The organism is Wohlfahrtiimonas sp. G9077, from assembly GCF_002252155.1.
Taxonomy (GTDB): domain Bacteria; phylum Pseudomonadota; class Gammaproteobacteria; order Cardiobacteriales; family Wohlfahrtiimonadaceae; genus Wohlfahrtiimonas.
Genome location: NZ_NEFD01000002.1, coordinates 298,597 through 318,879 on the forward strand (window position 1 = coordinate 298,597; position 20,283 = coordinate 318,879).

Here is a 20,283-nt window from a genome sequence, read left to right on the forward strand (position 1 = left end):
TAGGGGAGCAGTCATTCAAATGTGATAATAAACTAGGTAGGTATTTTATGAACAAAACAGAATTGATTGCTGCGGTTGCAGAAAAAGCGGAAATTAGCAAAGTATCAGCTGCGAAAACAGTTGATGCAGTAATGGAAACAATCAAAGAAACTTTACAAGCTGGTGATAGCGTAACGTTGATCGGTTTTGGTACTTTCTCAGTACGTGATCGTGCAGCACGCACAGGTCGCGATCCACGTAACCCATCTAAAACAATTGAAATCAAAGCTTCTAAAGTACCTGCATTCAAAGCTGGTAAAGGCTTGAAAGATGCGGTTAACGGTTCTGCAAAAAAAGCTAAATAATTTTTAGTTTTTTTATCTGAACAGGCTCTAATTCGACACGTTCGAGTTAGAGTTTTTTTATGTGTTATTCTATGGGCTTATTTTCATACTGATTGAATGAGCCATGAGTCAAATTTCTTTATCATCTCTGTTTGAACTGTTGCCGCACACTGAGTGCAAACGTGCCCACGCCTTTCGCCGAACATTACACACATTAAAAAAATCGCGCGGTGATGAGCCTCAAGCTTTAGAGGCATTGGCAACGGATATGATGACATCCGCAGAATGCGTGCTTGCTAAAAAAGCGGCCTTTCCTGAAATTACTTACAATGAATCCTTGCCCATTTATGCCGCGCGCGATGAGATCAAAGCGGCGCTTGAAGCGCATCCTGTCATTGTGGTGTGCGGGGAAACGGGCTCAGGGAAAACCACGCAATTGGCCAAATTTTGTTTGGAATTGGGTTTAGGGGCGCGCGGGCTCATTGGCCATACGCAACCAAGACGATTGGCCGCACGCAGCGTGGCCGACCGCATTGCAGAGGAGCTACATGTCCCCATTGGCGGTTTTGTCGGCTATAAGATGCGCTTTTCGGATCAAACAGCGCCTGAAACCACCGTCAAGCTCATGACCGATGGTATTTTATTGGCAGAGCTCACCAAAGATCCCTATCTCAATCAATATGAAGTGATCATCATCGATGAAGCCCACGAGCGCTCATTGAACATTGACTTTTTGCTGGGTATTTTAAAGCGCATTTTAGAAAAGCGCCGTGATTTAAAAGTCATCATCACCTCAGCAACCATTGATCCTGAGAAATTCGCCACATTTTTTAAAACGCCGCATCATACTGTGCCCATCATCAATGTGTCAGGGCGTACTTATCCTGTGGAGATTCGTTATCGCCCGCTCATTCAAGAGCGCGAAGGGGATGATTTAAGCCTCATTGAGGGGATTACAGCAGCGGTGCATGAACTGAGCACAGAGCAACCGGGGGACATTTTGGTCTTTTTACCAGGAGAACGTGAAATCCGCGATGCTGCCGATGTGCTGTCTAAAGAATTTTCACGGCATTATGATGTCTTGCCGCTCTTTTCCCGCTTAAGCAATGCTGAGCAAAATCGCATCTTTAAGCCGCATCATAAACTGAGGATTGTACTGGCCACAAACGTTGCGGAAACCTCTTTAACGGTGCCTGGCATTAAATATGTGATTGATTCAGGCATTGCGCGCATCAGCCGATACAGTCCGCGTTCACGCTTACAGCGTTTATTGATTGAACCCATTGCCCAAGCATCTGCAAATCAGCGCAGCGGTCGTTGTGGCCGCGTGAGTGAAGGCATCGCTATTCGTCTCTTTAGTCGTGAGGATTTTGAGGCGCGCCCGCTCTTTTTAGATCCAGAAATTAAGCGCACGCAATTGGCCTCTGTCATTTTACAAATGGCGCATTTGCGTTTAGGCAATCCTGAGGATTTTACCTTCATTGAGCCGCCAGAAGCCCGCCAGATCAAAGAAGGTTACATGGCGCTTCGAGAGATCAAAGCGATTGATGATCAAAGTCGCTTGACGCGTTTAGGGCGCCAATTGGCATTGCTGCCGATTGATCCACGTTTTGGCGCGATGATCTTTAAAGGGGCAGAGCTTGGCGTTGCCCATGAAATGCTGATTTTGGTGGCGCTGTTATCCATCCAAAACCCCAATGAACGCCCGATTGATAAGCAGCAAGCAGCCGATGAGAAGCATCGCTTGTTTAAAGATAAACAGTCCGATTTTATGGGCTATTTGAATTTGTGGTTTTGGTATCAACACAGCGTCAAGGGCAACTCCCAATCGTATTTGCGAGAATTGTGCCGCAAGCATTTTATCTCTTTTATGCGCATGCGCGAATGGTTTGAGCTCTATCAGCAGATTCGTGAGATGCTCAAATCAAGCAATGTGCGCCTCAATGATTTGCCGCAATTGGCAGAAACGCAAACCGGCGATTATGATTTTCCGGCCTTTAACAGTGATTTGATTCATCAGTCGCTGTTGGTGGGTTTACTCGATCACATTGGCGCATTGGGTGAAGAGGGTGCTTATCAAGGCGCAATGGGGCAAAAATTCCGCATTTTTCCGGGCTCAAGTTTATATAAAAAGCCACCTAAATGGCTGATGGCGATGGAAATCGTGGAAACATCCCAAGTCTATGCACGCATGTGTGCTGGCATTAAACCTGAATGGCTGGAGGTCATTGGCAGCCATTTAATTAAATCGCAATACAATGAACCTCATTGGAGCAAAAAACAGGGGCAAGCGGTGGCAGAAGAGACAGTATTTCTCTTTAATTTGGCCATCATTCGCAATCGTCCTGTGAGCTTTGGCGCCATTAATCCTGAATTGTCCCGTGAGTTGATGATTAAAGAGGGCTTGATTCAAGATGACATCGCCACACGAGCACCGTTTTATCGAAAAAATCGTGCCACCATTGAAAAAGTGGAAACGATGGAAGATAAAACGCGCCGCCGTGACATTTTGGCCGAAGAAGTGGTGCTGTATGAATGGTACGATGCACGTTTACCAAGTGATTGCTACAGCGTTAAAAAGCTTGAAAAATGGTGTCAAGTCAAAGCCAACAATGATGCGCTGATTTTTTCAGAGCAGGACATTTTGGCCCACGATGGGGATTTGAATTTAGAAGAGTTTCCGGAGGTTTTAGAGCTCAATGGCCTAAAACTCAATGCGCAATATCTCTTTGATCCTGCGGCAGAAGATGATGGCATGACGCTGTTGGTGCCCTTGGCCGCATTAAATTTATTGGATCAAACCCGTTTAGATTGGCTCTCGCATGGTTTGATCTTAGAGAAAATCACAGAATTGCTGCGCACATTGCCAAAAAGTTATCGTCGTCAATTTGTGCCGTTGCCGGATTTTGCCTCAGAGATTTTTAATGCCATTGAGTTTGCCGAAGGCAATCTCTATTTTCAGCTGCAAACCATCATTCAGCGTTTGCGCGGCATTGAGATTGAGCCCCATGAATTTGATGAAAAAGCCTTGCCAAAGCATCTACGCATGAACATTCGCATCATTGATGCGGGCGGCAAAACCCTTGGGCAAGGGCGTGAGCTCGATGCATTGCAAAAGAAATTTTGCCACAAAGCAGAATCGGCCTTCCAACAATTGGTGGCAACGCAATCGCCGTCGAAAAAGCGTAAAAAAGTAGCGCCGGCTGAAAACGTCGTGGCCAATGAGCCGCAATCCGTTGCCTTTACCGATGACAATTGGGTGATTGAACCGGAAGTGAAGTTTACCCGTAATGGCATTGGGCTGGTGGGTTATGTGGCGCTTGAAGCCTCAGAAGATGGGTTAAAAGCCAAACTCTATGATCGACAAAGCGAAGCGAGCCGTGCGCATCTTCACACTTTGATTGAGCTCAGCTTAAAAGCCCTTCGCCAAGAAGTGAAATATCTACAAAAGCAGTGGCCGCAGTTTGGTAAGCTCGCGCTGATGTTTAGGCAAGTGGGCAATGAGGCGATTTTAAAAGAGGATTTGATGAAAGCGGTGATTCGCGATTACCTCGATGAAGCCACATTGCCGCGCGATGCGAAAACCTTCAATCAGCTCATTGATACGATGCGTAAAGGCATTGTGAGTGAAGCGACCGATTTGACCAAATTGGTGATTGAAATCTTTATGGAGAGCGAGAAAGTGTCTGATGCGCTGCGTGCGCTGCATCCAATGAATCGCGCGCTGATTGAAAAGCCCATTCAAAAAGCGAAAGATCGTTTGATTTATGCTGGCTTCATCAGCGAAACGCCGGCCTTTTGGCGCGCACAATTGCCGCGTTATTTAAAAGCGATGGCGGTGCGCGTAGAGCGCTTTAGCCAAAACATCCGCCGTGATGAGGATCATGCTGCCATCATCGCCAACCATTTAGCGCAGCTTGCGAAAGCATCAGCGAAGTTTGGCAACAGTCCTGAAGTGGTGGAGTATCGTTGGATGATCGAAGAGTTGGCGGTGTCGTTGTTTGCCCAGCCGATGAAAACAGCGGTGCCAGTTTCAGAAAAGCGCCTCAATAAAGTGTGGGAAGCCCTCGATTTGATGATGAAGAATCAGCGGTAGCTTGATTGAATAAAATGAGCTTGCAATGCCCAATAGTTATGTTATATCTAGATAGCTATTGGGATTTTAACTCACAAAGTTGCCAACGTTAGTGCAAACACCCTTGCCATAACACCCATAGATAAAATAATACATTGAAAATAAAGACAATTGATAGTCTTAAAGGGTGATTTATGTCCACAGTTTTTGAAAATACAAGCACATTTAATGCGGCCGAAAATGCCGCTCCAACCAATTCATATACGCGTGTTGCTTTTGCGAGTTTCATTGGCACGGCAGTTGAATTTTATGATTTTTATATTTTTGGTTTGGCAACAGCATTATTTATTGGGCCACTCTTTTTTCCATCAACAAGCCCTGAAGCACAATCATTATTGGCCTTTTTGACCTTTGGTGTGGCATTTGTGGCTCGTCCGGTGGGCTCAGCAATTTTTGGTCATTTTGGCGATCGCATTGGGCGTAAAACTACGTTAGTGGCCTCCTTGTTAATCATGGGAGTCAGCACCACATTGATTGGATTTTTACCTACATATTATTCAATTGGTTTTATGGCACCAATTTTATTGTGTTTATTACGCTTTGGACAAGGTTTAGGATTAGGCGGGGAATGGGGCGGTGCAGCTTTGTTGGCTACAGAAAATGCGCCAAAAGGTAAACGCGCTTTATTTGGTATGTTTCCGCAATTAGGTCCACCAGTTGGATTCCTTGCCGCTTGTGGCATTTTTATTTTCATTGAACAGACATTAAGCAGTCAAGCCATTAACAGCTGGGGATGGCGTGTTCCTTTTATTTTGAGTGCAGTTTTAGTGATTGTAGGGTTATATGTACGATTAAGTATTATTGAGAGCCCAGCTTTTAAAAAATTAGAAAAAAACAATGATCGCGCACAGGTTCCACTCTTTGAAATGTGCTCTAAGCATATGCGCATGTTGGTATTAGGCTCAGTCAGTATGGTTGCGTGTTATACCATTTTCTTTATCATCACAGTTTTTTCTTTGCAATATGGCACCGTGACTACAGGTGCATATTCTCGTACAGAATATTTGGTGATGTTATCGATTGCAGTTATCTTTATGGCTGTGGCCAGTCCAATTTCTGCACTGTTGTGTGATCGTTACGGACGTAAGCCAATTTTTATCATCAGTTATTTCATCATTATCGCCGCAGGATTACTGTTTGGTAGTGCCATTTTAAGTGGCAGCACAGTTTTAACAACGTTGTATTTATCATTTGGTTTATTTGCCATGGGTTTTAACTTTGCGCCGATGGGTGCATTTTTACCTGAAATTTTCCCCACAAATGTGCGTTATACAGGTGCATCAATGACCTATAATTTGGGTGGAATCTTAGGTGGCTCAGTGCCGCCATTTATCATCACCTATTTGATGGGATTTGAAAAAGGCATCGATTATGTGGGGTATTATTTAGCCATTGTGGCAGTGATCAGTATGATTGCCATTTTGATGACGAAAGAGACGCGTCATGTGGATTTGATGGATTGATGAATCACGGATTAAAAGCCCCGATGTTCGGGGCTTTTTTATCTCTGTTTTGCACAGAGCGCTTGATCAGTTAGAATGGGGCAGCATTAGGAGACGCACTTCATGAAAAAAGGACTGATCAAATCCATGGCACATTTAGATTTTACGTTACTGTTTTTAATCATCATTGCAGGGCTTGGATTGTTGAGTAAAAACGATACAGTATTGATTGCGATGCTTGTGCTCATTGTGATGAAAATAACGCCGCTCAATCAATTGTTGCCATGGGTGGAGAAAAAGGGTTTATGGCTTGGGGTGATTGTGCTTACCATTGGTGTGATGTCGCCATTGGCAAGCGGCAAAATCAATCCGCTTGAAGTGCTGGGAAATTTAAAAAATTGGCAATCGGTGATGGCAATCATCATGGGCATTGCCGTGGCATGGCTCGGCTCACAAGGCGCTGCCTTGTTAGAAACGCGCCCGATGTATGTGCCAGAACTGTTGATTGGAACGATCATTGGCGTTGCGCTTTTTAATGGTGTACCTGTCGGCCCTCTCATTGCCGCAGGACTTTTATCTTTATTGGTACGATGGCAGTAAGCTTTAGCGTATAATGAGCTTTTTTATCCCAAAATGTGAGGGCAAAATGCCAAAAGATTTCTTACAAAGCATGGCCGGTAAAATCCAAGAATCATTACCTGAAGGCCTCAAAAATACTCATGCAGAGATCGAAAATATGGTCAAAACGCAAATGGAAAATCTCTTGCCAAATTTTAAATTTGCCAAGCAAGATGAGTTCGAAATTCAGCAAAAAATCTTATTGAAAACCCGCAGCGAAGTCGATGCATTAAAGCAGCGCATTGATGCATTAGAAGCGGTGATTGAATCATTGAAAAATCAAAAGGCGGATTTGGCAGAATGAAACAATTGGCAGCATGGCAAAATCAGCGTTGGCCTTGGTTGCTTGGCGGCTTGATTGCGCTTGGGCTTGAGCTGATTGCGGTTTACTATTTTCAGGGGCATTTAAAACAAGATCCCTGTGAAAAGTGTGTTTACATCCGTTTTGCCTTGGTGGCAGTGTTTGTATTTGCCATGATTGCGGCGATTAACCCGTGCGCATTGATTTTAAAAGCGGTGGGTTATGTGGGTGTTTTGTGGGCATTGGTGCAAGGTTGGTTGTACAGTTATCAGTTAGAGCGCATCATTTTAGATCGCTTAAGCCCTGATTATAATCCCTTTACCAGCAGCTGCTCGCTAACGAATGCCAATTTTCCCTTCGGATTGCCCATGAATCGCTGGTTGCCATCGCATTTTCAGCAGTTTGGCATTTGTGGGGAAGACACATGGCAGTGGATGGGCATGAATATGGCAGAATGGATGTTGATGATTTTTACGGCATTCATTGTGGTTGTGAGCGTGATGCTCTTGTCCGCCTTGTATGATGCATGGAGAAAAAAAGTATGAAACGATTGTTATGCCTATTGATGACAATGTTTGCTCTGCAAATGGGGTTTGCGATGGCACAGAGCCATCTTCAGCAGCCTTCAGATTACGCGGTGCTCAACCGCACGCAGCAGTTGATCGATGTGCGTACGCCTGCAGAATTCAGTGAAGGGACATTGGAGAATGCCCAAAACATCGACTTTTTAGCCGATGATTTTAGAGAGAAAATTCAAACGCTCAATAAAAATGAGCCTGTGTATCTATTTTGCCGCTCAGGCAATCGCAGTGAAAAAGCCCGCAACATTCTCTTAGAGGAAGGCTTTAACGAAGTGTATGATTTAGAAGGTGGCTACAAAGCTTGGACATTGTGGCAAGAGATGAATAAGGAGAAAGAATCATGATGAAAGCCATTCGTTGGATTTTAGGCAAAATCATTTTGGCAGTGGATGCCATCACCGCACCAACGCCGATGGCGCGTTCAGTTGAGGCGCAGCAAAAACTGGATGAAGCCACTGCAAAATTAAAATTGTATCAATATCATGCGTGCCCATTTTGCGTAAAAGTGCGCCGCGAGATTCGCCGCTTGAATTTGAACATTGAACTCATTGATGCCAAAGAACCTGCAGCAGAAAAACGCTTGATGGAAAATGGTGGTAAGCGCCAAGTGCCATGTTTGTACATCATCAATCCGGATAATTCCACAACGTGGTTATATGAATCCGATGCCATCATCATCTTTTTACAAACCTTGGCGAAGGAAGCGGTGTAATGGCAGTTTTATTACCTGAAATTGAAACCTTTTTACAGTGTGAAACGCCACAAGCTTGGATCGATGAAGCAAAGAAGCCGGAGAACATGGACATTTTGCTCATTGATCATGCCAACTGTGAGAAAAAGGCGGCATTTACAGCGCTCAATCTCATCATGAAATACACCGAGCTTGAGGATTTGCAGCACAAAATGTCCCGTTTAGCGCGTGAGGAATTGCGCCATTTTGAGCAAGTGGCCGCCATCATGAAAAAGCGCAATGTGACCTATCGTTATTTAGAGGCCTCTAAATATGCTGAGCGCTTGCGTCAACATCTGCGTAAAACTGCCAAAGAGCGTTTGACGGATATTTTGATCATCGGCGCTTACATCGAAGCGCGTTCCTGTGAGCGTTTTTATCGCGTTGCGCCCCATTTAGATGATGAGCTCAACCATTTTTACAATGCGTTGATTAAGTCAGAAGGTCGCCATTATCAGGATTATTTAAAATTGGCAGAAAAATATGCCGGTCAATCCATTGATGAGCGCGTTGCTTTTTTTGGGGATGTGGAAAAGGCAGCGATTTTGACGCCAGATCCTGTTTTTCGTTTCCACAGCGGCATTCCTGCATAAGATGGTGCAAATTGATTGGGTGGTGATCAAAAAGCCCATCAAGCATTTGTACATTCGCATTCAAAAAGATGGCAAAGTGCGTGTCAGCGCACCGAAACATTTATCACAAGCGGCATTAGATGCCGCTTTGTTGCATCATGAGTCTTGGGTTTTAACAAAGCTTGCGGCGTTTGATGCAGCAAAAACCACAGATGGTGTTTATCTTTGGGGGCAACCTTATGTGGGTGATGAGAATATGGATGCACTGTATCGGCAAGCATTGAATGCGGCGATTCCGCCATTGTTAGAGAAATGGCTGCCCATGATGAAGGTGCCATTAAAAGAGTGGCGCCTTAAAAAAATGAAAACTCGCTGGGGCACATGTAATCCGCGGGCACAGCGCATTTGGCTCAATGTCTATCTTGCTGCGTATCCACAAGACTGTTTAGAGTATGTGATTGTGCACGAGCTCACCCATTTATTAGAAGCGAGTCATAATCACCGCTTTAAGGCATTGATGACTCACTTTTTGCCCGATTGGCGCGCCCGTGCTGAGTTGCTTAAAACGCTACGACATACGATTTAACTGCGCGCCGATGCCGCTGAAACGCTCGGTATGATTGCCAATGGTGGTTTTGATGATGCGCGGCGTGCCAATCAAAGTGAGCTGTTTTTTTGCCCGCGTGATGCCTGTATATAAGAGTTCCTTGGTGAGGATTTTGCTATAAAAATCCGGCAACACCAGCATCACATGATCAAATTCACTGCCTTGGGATTTATGGATCGTCATGGCAAATGCGGTTTCATAATGGGGCAAGAGTTGAACCGGCAGCGCCCTTAGCTCGCCATTGTCGCTTTCAAAGTAAGCAATGATGCGGCCATTGTCTTCGGTGATGATGCCAACATCGCCATTGAAGATGTGATTGACATAATCATTTTGTAAAATCATGATGGCTTGGCCATGATAGAGCGCATTGCCATCGGCATGAAAGAGCGTGTGGCTGATGTATTCATTGAGCGCATGAGTACCAAATTCTGACACATTGGTGGCCGACAAAATGCGCACCGATTGTAATGCCTGAAAGAGCAAGCGAGGCTCAGCTTTGTCTTGGCACAATTGGACATAATCTTGAAGCAGCAGATGGATCAAAGTGCGCCAATCGGCAGTTTCTCCGGTGTTGATGAAGGTGAGCTCATCGGGCGATTGTGACACAATGGGTAGAAAATCATTCACCCGCTGTTCATTCACCGCTTTTGCCAATTGCCCGATGCCTGAATCCGCAGAGAAGCGATGACTTTTGGTTAACAGCGTCACATTGTTGAGCGGCACCTGTTTGGGGGTAAAATCTGTGGGCAATGATTGCCCCATGATTTTTTCAATGAGGGCAAGGCGCTTGGCATCATAGCCAATGTTTTGGCAAATCTCTCCCATAATGGCACCAGCTTCCACGGAGGCCAGCTGATCTTTATCGCCCAAAATAATGATGCGCACATGCGGCGGCAACGCTTCAATTAAGAGATTAAAAATATAGAGATCAATCATGGAGGCTTCATCGATGATGATCAGATCTGTCGGCAAAGGATGATACTGATGATAACGTGGCTTAATTTGATTGGGGTTAAAGCTCAATAAACGGTGCAGCGTGGTGCTTTGACTCGGGATTTTATCCAGTAAATGGATCAGTTCTGGCCGCTGGGCTTTAAAATCGGTTTTTTGCTTTTCAATGGATTCACTCAAGCGTGCCGCTGCTTTCCCCGTGGGGGCAGCAAGTGAAATGTGTAAATTCGGATGCTCATTGAGGAGCAGCATCAAAATGCGAATCACCGTGGTGGTTTTACCGGTGCCGGGCCCGCCAGAAATGATGGAGGTTGGCGAAAGAAGTGCATTAATGGCGGCGATTTTTTGATGATCAATGGCATCACTTTTGGGAAACAGCTGATGCAATAGTTGCAGCGTGCTTTCTTTTGGCATCGTGGCTGCGCTGTCTTGATGGCGCTTTAGAAAGTCCACAATTAAGGTTTCATAATGTAGGTTCTTTGCCAAATAAACGCCGCCGTTGGCGATGGCTAAGGGATAATTGGGTTGCTGCTCAATCCAAGCGAACAGAGGCGCCCAATCCTCTGGATCATGAATGCCGGCCAATTGCTTGAGCGTTGTCATGCATTCTTGAATCTTTTGGACATCAAAACCGGTCAACCAACGTGCATGATAGATGTATTCAAGTGGCACCATGGTGTGCTTTGAGCCATATGCGTGGCTGACAATCAAGGCAAGCAATTGTAGTTTTGGGTCTGTTTTGCTCAAAATTTTGGCAAAATGGCAATCAATGCTGTTAAAAAAGCCAGAGTTTTTGGCATAGGTTAATAAATCGCTCATGGTTGCTCCATCAATTGATCTAGGGCTTCAATGACTGCGCGATCTGGCACGATGTGATAAATGCCACTGTCGCCGCTGCTTGTCATACCGCGCACAAATAGGTAAAAGATGCCGCCAAAGTGGCGATCATAGTCAAAATCCGGCATGCGAAAACGCAAATAACGAGTCAAAGCGACGGTGTAGATGAGATATTGAACATCATAATAATTGTCGAGCATCGCTTGATGGAGCGCATCTTGATGATAATCCGCGAGCGAATGGCCAAGGTGATTGGTTTTATAATCGATGATGTAAAATTTCCCTTCATACATGAAGATCAGATCAATAAAGCCTTTCATCATGCCCTCTAAGGTGAAAAAGTCGAGGGTTGCGGGTTGATCACGGTGCTGGTTTAAAAAATCATTGAAGCGCTCAGGCGTTAAATGTGCCACCGGAAAGAGAAATTCCAACTCATGAATGGCATTGGTATGCAGTGCATCCCCAAAGGTGTAATTGGGTAATAGGGGATTGGCAAAAATTTCCGTGAGCCATGTTTCTAGAATGGGCACCCACAACTCTAATTGTGTGGTGACGGTTTCAGGCAAGGCACTTTTTGTGATGAGTTCGGCCAAACGATTCTCTTCAAAGATGGCGTAGGGCGCATACTTTTCAAATAAAGTATGGATGAATGTGCCCACTTGCGCCCCTTTTGGAAAGGTGAAAATGGATGGCGCTGTCGCATCATCATGAATGGGTGCAGGTTCAAGTTCAGGATGAATGGGCGATTCATCACTCATGTTATCTGCAAAATATGAGTTGGGCGCATGGCGCGTCAATTGCGTGAAGCTTGAAATGTTCCATTTACGATTAATCCGGCCATGAAAATGGGCCGCGCTTAAGTGCTCTTCGGTCATCATTGGCGGATCATATTCAATGATCGGTGCTTCATTCATCGGCACGACGTTGACGCATTTGAGTTGCGTTAAGGCATCAAAGGCAAATGGCTCATTGTCTTCGTGATTAAAGAGTTTGGCATAGACGACTTTGTCATTGATGTTGCTTTTGCCTGAGAGGAAGTTTTCTGACAGCGCAATCTCACAATAATATTTTGCGCGCGTGAGGGCAACATACAATAAGCGCATGTTTTCGGCCTGCATTTCAAGAAGGGCATCGGCCTCAAACTCAGGATTGGCCTGAAAATCAATGGTTTTTAAGGTTGGATCATCTTGGCAATTGATGATGAAGGGCGGTTTAATGCTGCGGGTTTCTAAACACGATGGCACAAACGTAATGGGGAATTCAAGCCCTTTTGAGCCGTGAATGGTCATTAATGTAATGACATTCATTTCGCTCTCTAAACGTAAGCTGTAGCTGCCGCCGGCGGTTTCATCGCCGCCTTCATCCGGCATTTGCATCTGTAGATTGAGCCAATCGAGCAAGGCTTCTTTGGTCGGGGCCAGTAAACTTTGGGCTTGCAATAATTCACATACATGGCGAATGTCCGTCATGATACGGTCAAAATCCGGATGATTGCGAAAACGGTGAATGCGATCATGGCGATGCAAGAATTTATCCATCATCGGAATGATGCCAAAGCGTTCCCACTCTTCAACGCATTGTTCGCGCTCGGAGAGTAAAGATTCATATTGCAAGTGATCATGGAGCACATTGTGCAGATCCTGCAAAGTGAATTGATATAAAAGGGAGGCAAAGGTTTGCTTCATCAGCTCTTGATTGCGTAGGTTCAGCAAGCTTTTTAAAAAGAGATGGATGAGATGCGCCGCTTCACTTTTAAAGACTTTGTTTTTATCCGATAAATACACCGCGGGCAAATTGGCCGCGCGCAGGGCTTTTAAAATGACTGTGGCATCATTTTTATCCCGCACCAAAATGGTGATGTCATTGTTCTCAATTTTACGGCAGGTACCATCTTTATGGATTTGACCCTGTTTGAGTAAACATTTGATGCGCTCGGTGATGTAATGGGCTGTTGCCGTTTGAAACGCGGATTTATTATTGTTGCCCGCTAAATGGGCAATGGTGATGCCCGCTTGTGGGACATCATCAATCGATAGATAGCTCAGCGCCGCTTTTTCCGGCGTTTTGACCGCTTGAAAGGGGATGTTTTCATTTAAAAATGGATGGGGCGCTTGTTCAAAGAGTTCATTGACGCTTTCCACCAATGCGGCGCTTGAACGGTAATTGGTGCCAAGCGAATAGCTGTGCTGCGCGCACGCTTTGGCCTTTAAGTAAGTGTGAATGTCCGCCCCGCGAAATTGATAAATCGACTGTTTAGGATCACCGATCATCAATAATGTGCGCGCTTTGGTGTTGCCAAAGAGTTTTGAGAAGATCTCATATTGCGTGTGATCCGTATCTTGGAATTCATCGATCATGGCCACTTGATAGCGTTTTTGAATGTGCGCTAATTGGCTTGGTGTTGCTTGTTCAATGAGTTTGGCGGTTTCATAAATGAGATCATCAAAAAATAAGATCCCATGTTTACCTTTCAGGCGCAAAAAGATGCGGTTAAATGCCTTTGTGGCATAACACCACAGTAATGATTGAATGGCATGTTGATCCTGCTCGCCGTCATCATTGATGGCATTGAAGACAGCCTCTTCTAGGGCAAAGAGATTGTCAGGGGCGTTTAAGGATTCTGCCACCGACAAAAAGGCGGATACTTTTGCTTGGACATGTTCCGGAGTTTGATACAAAGGAAAGGCAATGGCCGCTAAACGCTCTGAGAAGAAATAGCACTCTTCGCGCCAAAATTGTTTGGCGGCTTGGGTTTTGAGCTCTGTGTCTGATGTTTCAAGGCGCACATCAAAGGGCAGATGTGAATCTAAAGGATTTTGGCTCAAAAAACGCTGACAAAAGCTGTGAATGGTAAAGATGTTTGCATCGCTCATCAGGCGTTCGGCCTCTTTTAAAATGAGGCGCGCTTTATAGTGCTCTGATTGAGGGATCATGTTGAGCATCTCAACGATGAGCTGATCTTCGCTGTGACCGGTTTTAAATGCTTCTTGCACCTCTAAAATGCGGCTATAGATGCGAACGCGCAGCTCAGCGGTGGCAGCTTTTGTGAAGGTGACGATGAGAATGTCTTCAAGGCGCAAAGGCGCAACACCAATGCCAAGAAGATAACGGATCACCAATGTGGTGATGGTGTAGGTTTTGCCGGTGCCTGCCGATGCCTCAATGAGCACTCTGCCTTCGAGTTGAGAGGTCAATGGTTCGATAATTTTCATAACTATTTGTTTTAATTCGCCTTACTGAGATCATTACGGAAGGTAATTATTTCATTAGGATATTTGAGTTCGATTGGTTTATAATCATCTGATTGAAAGGCAAGTGTATTACAGAATTAAACGAATTGTAATAACAGAAAATCAAAAAGGTTAGGAACTATATGAAATTCGTTACAGTTAATATTTTGGGAACGGTTGACCGTGACACGGGTCGAGAGATTATTGTGGGCGCCGCGCATCGTAGCCAGTATTCATTTGTAGCCATTGAACACATCACCTTGATCAATGTTAAAGATAAAAAAGTCTATTTAACCCTCACGACGGGTAAAGTTTTAATCTGCACATTAGGTGTGCTCGCATTATTAAAAGATCACATTGATTAAATCAGACGAATCAAATGCAGATAAAAAAAGCCAAACAGTTGTTTGGCTTTTTTGTGATCTCTCATTGGCGTTAGCTAAAAGACATCGGTTGTTTTAACACCACAAGTAATACAATCGCCACGAGTAAGACCGTTGGCAATTCATTGAATAAGCGATAGAACTTATGGGTGTGCTTGTTGAGGTCTAAGCGGAATTTTTTCACATAGATGCGGCACATCACATGATAAGCCACTAAAAACACCACCAATAATAATTTAATGTGTAACCATGCCATTTTTAAAAGGGCAGGGTTTTTAACGATTAAGGTAATTCCGAGGGCAATGGTGAAAAAGGCGCCAATGTCCATCATGATGGCCAATTTACGCTCCATCACTTTAAAGGTTTCATTTGTTTGTGGATCTTTGTTCATGGCGTGATACACAAATAAGCGCGGTAGATAAAAGAGGCCTGCAAACCACGTCACCATCGCGATGATGTGCCAAGCCTTGAATGCTAAATAACTCATAAAACAACTCCCTGTTGATAAAAAGTCATCCATTGTAACCTTGAAATCATCTTTGGGGAATTTTCTCTTCTTGAGTTATAAGGTGCACTTAGCGATAATAAACGCTTTATTTTGAGTAGGATTTGTCTCTCTAATGACTAATACAATTGTACGACGTCAAACCACGCAGGTGATGGTTGGAAAAGTCGGCATTGGTTCGGATTATCCCATCCGTGTGCAATCGATGACCAATACAGATACCGAAGACGTCGCGGCCACCACACAACAGATCATTGAATTGGCGGATGTGGGCTCTGAATTGGTGCGCATCACCGTCAATACCGAAAAAGCGGCTGAATCTGTGCCTAAGATTGTCGATGAGTTGTTAAAGCGCGGGTACGATACGCCGGTCATTGGCGACTTTCATTTCAATGGCCATCGTTTGGTGACGAAATATCCAGAATGTGCTGCTGCATTGGCAAAACTTCGCATCAATCCTGGCAATGTGGGGCGCGGTCAAAAGCGTGATGAGCAGTTCTCCGCCATGATTGAAGCGGCTGTGAAATTTCAAAAGCCGGTGCGCATTGGCGTTAATTGGGGCAGTTTAGATCAAGCTGTGCTGGCTAGATTGTTCAGCGAAAATCAGGATCGCGCGGTGCCACTGAGCAATGAGATGATCATGCGTGAAGCGATGATTGTGTCAGCATTAGAGAGCGTTGCGTATGCCAAATCTTTGGGGCTTCGTGATGATCAGATGATTTTATCGGTCAAAGTGAGCCAATGCCAAGATTTGATCGCCGTGTATCAGCGCATGGCGACGCAAACAAATTTACCGCTCCATTTAGGGTTAACGGAAGCGGGCATGGGCACTAAAGGCATTGTGGCATCGACGGCGGCGTTGTCCGTGATTTTGCAGCAAGGCATTGGTGACACCATTCGCGTTTCTTTAACGCCGTTGCCAGGCGCGCCGCGCACTGAAGAAGTGATGGTGGGCAAAGACATTTTACAAAGCTTAGGGCTTCGTCTCTTTTCACCTAAAGTGACAGCTTGCCCAGGTTGTGGACGCACAAGCAGTGACTATTTCCAACGCTTGGCCCAAGACATTCAAGGCTATTTAGATGAAGTGATGCCAAAATGGAAGGGCATCTATCCTGGCGTTGAATCGATGGTGGTTGCGGTGATGGGCTGCGTGGTCAATGGTCCTGGGGAATCAAAATTAGCGAACATCGGCATCAGTTTGCCCGGCAGCGGTGAAGCGCCGGTGGCACCTGTGTATGAAGATGGTCAAAAAACGGTGACTTTAAAAGGTGACCACATTGCAGATGAATTTATAGAGATTGTGAAACAATATGTCGAAAGAACTTATGGATAATATAGAAAAGCCGGTTTACATGCGTGAAGTACGCAGCTTTGTGAAACGCGAAGGGCGCTTAACAGCAGGGCAAGAGCGTGTTTTGGCAAGCAGCGAATATTTACTGCGTGAAGAAGATTTAGATCAAATGCTCGATTTAGATCAAATCTTTGGGCGCACGAATACAGAGCGCACTTTAGAAATCGGTTTTGGCAATGGTGAGTCTTTAGCTACGATGGCACAAGCGGCACCAACGCGTGACTTTTTGGGCGTAGAAGTGCATCGTCCTGGCGTTGGCCATTTGCTCTTAGAAGTGGAAAAACGTGAATTGACCAATGTGCGTGCAGCGAATGAAGATGCTGTGGAATTGTTGAAACATAAAATCAAAGATGGCAGTTTTGATCGCGTGCAAATCTTCTTTGCCGATCCTTGGCACAAGAAAAAACACCATAAACGTCGCTTGGTGCAAACAGAATTCATGAATTTGTTGGCGACAAAAATGAGCAAAGGTGGCATTTTGCACTTGGCCACCGATTGGGAAAACTATGCTGAACAGATGATGGAAGTGTTAAGTGCACATCCTGATTTTGAAAACTGTTATGAGGGCTTTGCGCCGCGTCCTGACTTTAGACCAAAAACAAAATTTGAAGCCCGCGGCGAGCGTTTAGGTCACGGCGTTTGGGATTTGTTGTTTAAGCGTCGCTAAGCTTTGAGCCGATGCTGATGATCATCAAACGCATGCTTCACGCAAGTCTCTTGACGTTGATGCCGCTTGTTGCACAGGCGGACATTTATGCGTATTTAGATGAATTTGGGCAAACCCATTATGTGAACTATCCCATTGAGGGCGGTGAGCTTGTGAAACGGCTCTCGCCCATTATGGAAGAAGAGAATGCGGTGGAAAATGTGCAGCAACTTCTCAATGCGCCGCGTTTTAGCCGCACGGTGACGATGGTGTCAGATGGCTCTGAGTTTCAAGGCGATTTCCCGCGTCCGCGGGCATTTGCCAATCATGGCATTGAAGCTGCAGGCGTCAATCCTGTACTTCAACCACCGCCTTCATTGCCCACTATGAAAGGGCGTGACAGCTTTGCGCCTTACATCACCATGATTGCACGTCAATATGATCTACAGCCAGCGCTTTTGCACGCGGTGATTACGGTGGAGTCGGCTTATAATCCAAATGCCATGTCGCATGCAGGGGCAAAAGGCTTAATGCAGTTGATGCCAGCTGCCGCTGCACGCTTTGGGGTCGATGATCCTTATGATCCCATTCAAAACATGCGCGGTGGCGCTGCTTATTTGCGTTGGTTGTTGGATTATTTTGGGGATGTGTCACTGGCTTTAGCGGGCTATAATGCCGGTGAAGGCTCTGTACGTAAATATGGCAATAAAATCCCACCTTTTAAAGAAACGATGAATTATGTACCAAAAGTGTTACAATACTATCAACAGTATAGGGCACAAGGTTACTAAAATTAACATAAAGTATGATCTAGCTCAGGATCAATGGCAGATCACTTCTGTATAGTGAGTAAAGTAGTCAGACAATAATAAAGTTTTATTCAATCACCTCTTTAAACGTAAGGAGTATATTATGGCCACACAATTCTTAATGCCTTCTAAAAACATTATGGGTGCAGGTGCACTGGATCTCGCGTATGACGACATTAAAGCCCAAGGCTTTAAAAAAATCTTAATCGTGAGTGATGAAGGCTTAAAAGGCGCAGGTATCATTGACTTAGTTGTAAAAGGTTTGAAAGATAAAGGCATTGAATCTGCCGTTTACTCAGGCACTAAGCCAAACCCAACCACAAAAAACGTGGAAGAGGGTTTGGCAATTTTAAAAGCAGAAAACTGTGATGCCATCATCTCTTTAGGTGGCGGTTCTCCTCATGACTGTGCCAAAGGCATTGCTTTAGTGGCAGCAAATGGCGGTAAAATTAACGATTATGAAGGCATCAATAAATCAGCAAAACCACAATTGCCATTGATCGCCATTAACACAACGGCAGGCACAGCCTCTGAAATGACGTATTTCTGTATCATTACAGATGAAGCGCGTCACATTAAAATGGCGATTGTGGATGCGCACACTACGCCATTATTATCCGTGAATGATCCTGAATTGATGAAAGGCATGCCAAAATCATTAACAGCTGCCACAGGGATGGATGCATTGACGCATGCTGTGGAAGCTTATGTATCAACGGCTGCAACACCGATCACAGATGCATGTGCCGTTAAAGCGGTGGCGCTCATTCATAAAAATTTACGCGATGCAGTGAATGACGGTGCAAATATGCATGCCCGTGAACAAATGGCATACGCACAATTTTTAGCAGGGATGGCATTTAACAACGCATCTTTAGGTTATGTGCATGCAATGGCGCATCAACTCGGTGGTTTTTATGACTTACCACATGGTGTATGTAACGCAGTCTTATTGCCACACGTACAAGAATACAATGCGAAAGTGGCGGCAGGGCGCTTAAAAGATTTAGCCGCATGCTTTGACATCGACACTCGCGCGATGAGTGATGAAGAAGGTGCAAAAGCGTTAATTGCAGCGATTCGTACATTAAGTCAAGATGTGGGCATTCCTGCAGGCTTAAAAGATTTAGGCGCGAAAGAAGAAGATTTCACCATTTTGGCAGAAAACGCATTGAAAGATGCATGCTCCTTCACGAACCCACGTAAAGGTGATGAAGCAGAAGTAATCGCGATCTTCAAAGCAGCATTCTAACTGTAACAAATTGAACAATTGATTATAATCCCCACTCGTTGGGGATTTTTTTATGAATAAAGGTGGCAAAGTGCATGATTATCACGATTTGATTCGTCTATTTAAGGATGAGTTTTACGATGAATTCAATACTCTATTGGTGAAAGGGGAGGATGAGCCCATTTATATTCCTGCCAATGATGTGGTGCCATATCATCAAATTGTCTTTGCCCATGGATATTTTACTAGCGCGCTGCACGAAACCTCGCATTGGTGCATTGCAGGGCAGGCACGCCGTTTATTGGAAGATTATGGCTATTGGTATTGCCCAGATGGGCGCACGGAAGATCAGCAAAACCAATTTCAACAGATGGAGATTCGTCCGCAATCGGTGGATTGGCTCTTTTGTTTGGCGACCAATGTTCCGTTTTATGTCAGTTGCGATAATTTAGAGGGCGATTTTGAGCCTAATCATGTGGCATTTCGTGAAAGTGTGCGCCAAAATGTGATCAAAATGTTGGCAAATGATGACATTCCGCCCCGTGCCGCACGTTTTTTAAAGGCATTAAATGGCTTTTATGGTACAGAAAAGATGACGGTGTCGCGCTTTATAGAACTCAGTGCACAATAATTTCAATTATTTTTATGCTTTATCTTGTTGTTAAATATCATTTTTGTGAAATAGTTTAAAATTAATTGAAAAAGGGTGTTGACACATCTCTGAATTTATCTATAATGAGCACCTCTTCTGAACGAGGCGCTGCTGAAAAGCGGTGAGTTTGAAGAGTTTTGAGAGGTTGAGATAGTGGTTTAGTCTCCCTTGCTGAAAAAACTTTTCAAATTAGGTGTTGACAAATGATTTAGATCATGTAAAATAGCCTGCTCTTCACGAGGTTGAAGTCATTTGACTCCCTCGAGTTCTTTAACAGATTAATCTTAAGTGGTTTGTGTGGGAGCTTGTATTGAAGTGATTACAGAAATACAAGTTTCGAACCAAATCAATTCCAGCGTATATTTATATATACAGTAAT

General features: G+C 44.6%; 19 protein-coding genes. 16 read left to right on the forward strand and 3 right to left on the reverse strand.

Going from position 1 to position 20,283, the window contains the following annotated elements; genetic code table 11:
* Positions 1–47 precede the first annotated feature (47 nt).
* The 10 genes from B9T20_RS04760 (at position 48) to B9T20_RS04805 (ending at position 9,288) form a co-directional block, all read left to right on the forward strand.
* Positions 48–344: an HU family DNA-binding protein gene (locus B9T20_RS04760; protein WP_008315325.1), complete on the forward strand. Its 297-nt coding sequence runs from the start codon at positions 48–50 to the stop codon at positions 342–344.
* Between the two features lie 103 nt (positions 345–447).
* Positions 448–4,419, forward strand: coding sequence for an ATP-dependent RNA helicase HrpA (gene hrpA, locus B9T20_RS04765; RefSeq protein WP_094490040.1), 3,972 nt, complete (start codon positions 448–450; stop codon positions 4,417–4,419).
* Positions 4,420–4,592: 173 nt separating this feature from the next.
* Positions 4,593–5,921 carry an MFS transporter gene (locus B9T20_RS04770; RefSeq protein WP_094490041.1) on the forward strand — a complete coding sequence of 443 codons (1,329 nt, stop codon included), beginning with the start codon at positions 4,593–4,595 and terminating at the stop codon, positions 5,919–5,921.
* Positions 5,922–6,047: 126 nt separating this feature from the next.
* A complete protein-coding gene (locus B9T20_RS04775) occupies positions 6,048–6,500 on the forward strand; it encodes a DUF441 domain-containing protein (RefSeq protein ID WP_199415224.1) in 453 nt (150 codons plus the stop codon).
* 46 nt (positions 6,501–6,546) lie between these two features.
* Positions 6,547–6,822: an accessory factor UbiK family protein gene (locus tag B9T20_RS04780; protein ID WP_233491584.1), complete on the forward strand. Its 276-nt coding sequence runs from the start codon at positions 6,547–6,549 to the stop codon at positions 6,820–6,822.
* On the forward strand, positions 6,819–7,364 hold the full coding sequence (locus B9T20_RS04785) for a disulfide bond formation protein B (protein ID WP_094490044.1): 546 nt from the start codon (positions 6,819–6,821) through the stop codon (positions 7,362–7,364). The genes B9T20_RS04780 and B9T20_RS04785 overlap by 4 nt, the downstream gene beginning before the upstream one ends.
* Positions 7,361–7,744, forward strand: a complete 384-nt coding sequence (locus B9T20_RS04790) for a rhodanese-like domain-containing protein (RefSeq protein ID WP_094490045.1) — start codon at positions 7,361–7,363, stop codon at positions 7,742–7,744. The genes B9T20_RS04785 and B9T20_RS04790 overlap by 4 nt, the downstream gene beginning before the upstream one ends.
* Entirely contained in the window at positions 7,741–8,112 is a 372-nt protein-coding gene (locus tag B9T20_RS04795) for a glutaredoxin domain-containing protein (protein WP_018122666.1), read from the forward strand. Before B9T20_RS04790 ends, B9T20_RS04795 begins: the two co-directional genes overlap by 4 nt.
* Entirely contained in the window at positions 8,112–8,723 is a 612-nt protein-coding gene (locus B9T20_RS04800) for a tRNA-(ms[2]io[6]A)-hydroxylase (RefSeq protein WP_094490046.1), read from the forward strand. The genes B9T20_RS04795 and B9T20_RS04800 overlap by 1 nt, the downstream gene beginning before the upstream one ends.
* A 1-nt stretch (position 8,724) precedes the next feature.
* The gene (locus B9T20_RS04805; protein ID WP_094490047.1) at positions 8,725–9,288 is read left to right on the forward strand and encodes a M48 family metallopeptidase; all 564 of its coding nucleotides are present in this window, start codon (positions 8,725–8,727) and stop codon (positions 9,286–9,288) included.
* On the opposite strand, the gene recD is transcribed toward B9T20_RS04805, so the two are convergent.
* Together recD and B9T20_RS04815 are read right to left on the reverse strand one after the other, a co-directional pair.
* Positions 9,271–11,079 carry an exodeoxyribonuclease V subunit alpha gene (gene recD, locus B9T20_RS04810; protein WP_094490048.1) on the reverse strand — a complete coding sequence of 603 codons (1,809 nt, stop codon included), beginning with the start codon at positions 11,077–11,079 and terminating at the stop codon, positions 9,271–9,273. The two genes, B9T20_RS04805 and recD, sit on opposite strands and share 18 nt — an antisense overlap.
* A complete protein-coding gene (locus tag B9T20_RS04815) occupies positions 11,076–14,309 on the reverse strand; it encodes a UvrD-helicase domain-containing protein (protein WP_094490049.1) in 3,234 nt (1,077 codons plus the stop codon). The genes recD and B9T20_RS04815 overlap by 4 nt, the downstream gene beginning before the upstream one ends.
* Positions 14,310–14,470: 161 nt before the next feature.
* On the opposite strand from B9T20_RS04815, the gene B9T20_RS04820 reads away from it, so the two are divergent.
* Positions 14,471–14,692 (forward strand): hypothetical protein, encoded by a 222-nt coding sequence (locus tag B9T20_RS04820; protein WP_008315313.1) that lies wholly within the window; start codon positions 14,471–14,473, stop codon positions 14,690–14,692.
* A 70-nt stretch (positions 14,693–14,762) separates the two neighbouring features.
* Here the strand turns inward: B9T20_RS04820 and hemJ are convergent, their stop codons facing one another.
* Positions 14,763–15,197: a protoporphyrinogen oxidase HemJ gene (gene hemJ, locus B9T20_RS04825; protein WP_008315312.1), complete on the reverse strand. Its 435-nt coding sequence runs from the start codon at positions 15,195–15,197 to the stop codon at positions 14,763–14,765.
* Positions 15,198–15,330: 133 nt separating this feature from the next.
* Here hemJ and ispG point away from each other — a divergent pair, with 133 nt between their 5' ends.
* From ispG to B9T20_RS04850, 5 genes are all read left to right on the forward strand, one after another.
* Complete coding sequence (gene ispG / locus B9T20_RS04830) at positions 15,331–16,548, forward strand: flavodoxin-dependent (E)-4-hydroxy-3-methylbut-2-enyl-diphosphate synthase (protein ID WP_094490050.1); 1,218 nt, start codon at positions 15,331–15,333, stop codon at positions 16,546–16,548.
* Complete coding sequence (gene trmB, locus B9T20_RS04835; protein ID WP_094490051.1) at positions 16,541–17,233, forward strand: tRNA (guanosine(46)-N7)-methyltransferase TrmB; 693 nt, start codon at positions 16,541–16,543, stop codon at positions 17,231–17,233. The genes ispG and trmB overlap by 8 nt, the downstream gene beginning before the upstream one ends.
* A 17-nt stretch (positions 17,234–17,250) precedes the next feature.
* The gene (locus tag B9T20_RS04840; protein ID WP_094490052.1) at positions 17,251–18,003 is read left to right on the forward strand and encodes a lytic transglycosylase domain-containing protein; all 753 of its coding nucleotides are present in this window, start codon (positions 17,251–17,253) and stop codon (positions 18,001–18,003) included.
* Positions 18,004–18,124: 121 nt separating this feature from the next.
* Positions 18,125–19,273: an L-threonine dehydrogenase gene (gene yiaY, locus B9T20_RS04845; RefSeq protein ID WP_094490053.1), complete on the forward strand. Its 1,149-nt coding sequence runs from the start codon at positions 18,125–18,127 to the stop codon at positions 19,271–19,273.
* 52 nt (positions 19,274–19,325) lie between these two features.
* The gene (locus B9T20_RS04850) at positions 19,326–19,883 is read left to right on the forward strand and encodes an elongation factor P hydroxylase (RefSeq protein ID WP_094490054.1); all 558 of its coding nucleotides are present in this window, start codon (positions 19,326–19,328) and stop codon (positions 19,881–19,883) included.
* Positions 19,884–20,283 lie beyond the last annotated feature (400 nt).